The sequence below is a fragment of the Bacillus sp. EB600 genome, assembly GCF_024494385.1.
Taxonomy (GTDB): Bacteria; Bacillota; Bacilli; order Bacillales; family Cytobacillaceae; genus JAEVLT01.
Map to the genome: position 1 here is coordinate 1 of NZ_JAEVLT010000108.1, position 1,632 is coordinate 1,632.

At 37.7% G+C, this 1,632-nt stretch carries 1 protein-coding gene; it reads left to right on the top strand.

Annotation, left to right across the window (positions count from 1 at the left end; translation table 11 throughout):
• The first annotated feature begins 257 nt into the window (after window positions 1-257).
• Window positions 258-1,493: an IS110 family RNA-guided transposase gene (locus tag JN080_RS28695; RefSeq protein WP_256239341.1), complete on the top strand. Its 1,236-nt coding sequence runs from the start codon at window positions 258-260 to the stop codon at window positions 1,491-1,493.
• The last annotated feature ends 139 nt before the right edge of the window (window positions 1,494-1,632 follow it).

A 1,632-nucleotide genomic window follows, 5' to 3' on the forward strand; every position in this document is an offset into this window, starting at 1 on the left:
TTCGTATTATAAGGTTAGCCAGAATGCTAAATATTTCTGGTTGACCTTATTTATTTTGGTCTTATTATATCAGTAGCCAGGGTAGAACGTAACTGCCCGTGGGGCTCGACCCCGTCAACTAAACCGTTCGCCCCCTACTTGTAGAAACATGATTGAGGCTGGTTGGGACTTAGATCCCGTATAACAAGCGAAGCTGTGATACTGCATGGAGGATTAGGGGTTACTGGCAAATTACTAGTTTAGGAGGAGATTTAATAATGAATCCAGTCATTAGTCTGGATGTTTCAAAAGGAGAAAGTCAGGTTCAAGCATTTTTGGAAAAAGGTAAGCCATATCGTAAGAGTTTTAAAGTTTCTCATACTGTTGAGGGTCTTAGTTTACTTCTAGAATTTCTGGAGGAAGTAAAGAAGGAAACGGGGCAAAAACCACCTATCATCCTAGAAGCAACGGGACATTATCATTCCCCAGTTGTTCAATACTTGGAAGACCGTGGGTATTTATTGATCATCATAAATCCACTGATTTCTTATAAGGCTAAAAGTTCAAGTCTCAGGAAAGTAAAAACAGATGCGGCTGATGCTTACCATCTCTGCGAGCTGTTTTATAAGGAGGATCTAGAGCCTTATAAAAAGCGAGGAGTCCAACTATTAAACCTTCGGAATCTTACAAGACAACACGAGAATATTACTGGAGTGTTGATCCAAACAAAGCTACAATTCCAAGCAATTCTGGACCAGGTTTTCCCCGAATACCGAGGAGTTTTTGGGGATTTATATTCTGTGGTGTCACTTTTAACTCTTTTAGAGTTCTCCTCTACCGAGGATATTTTAAGGGAAAGTGAAGAAACAATTACAGATAAAATATTTGAATTATGTAAAAGTCGGTCAATAAGATGGGCAAAAGAAAAGGCCATTCAATTAAAAGCTGCGGCAGCTCGAAACCCTTTTGAAAAAACAGTGTATCAGAGTCATATACTAAGCCTTGGAATGTATATAAACATCATTCTTCAATATAAAAAGCACCTATCCAAGTTAGAGTCTGAGATAGATGCCCTCGCTAAAGAAGTTGAAGAATATAATATTATCAAATCTATCCCTGGTATCGGAGAAAAGATCGCTGCAACGATCATTTCTGAAATTGGGGAGATAGATCGATTTACTGATCCTAAAAAGTTGGTAGCTTTCGCTGGGGTTGACCCAAGTGTATTTGAATCTGGCAAATTTAGAGCCACAAAAAACCGAATTACAAAAAGAGGATCCAGCAGACTTCGCCACGCCTTATATATGGCTGTTCGTTGTGCTATTCGTGACTGTCGTAAGAGCAAAACAAGCGATGAAATCATTCCACGTAATAAGAAATTACGTGAGTTTTATGATAAGAAACGTGAAGAAGGAAAACCTTTTAAAGTAGCTGTTATAGCCTGTGTAAATAAGCTCTTACACTGGATATTTGCCCTTTTAAAAAGCAAAACGACTTTCCAAGATATAGCTTGAATCCTAAATTAAACCAAATAGCACAAAACCTTCCAATAACCGACTAACGGAAGGTCATTTGGCATGCACATTTTAAGTATAGCATGAGATTTTTTAAGTTTTTATTGAAAAATATTGACAAACTATTAGCTGGTTTAGT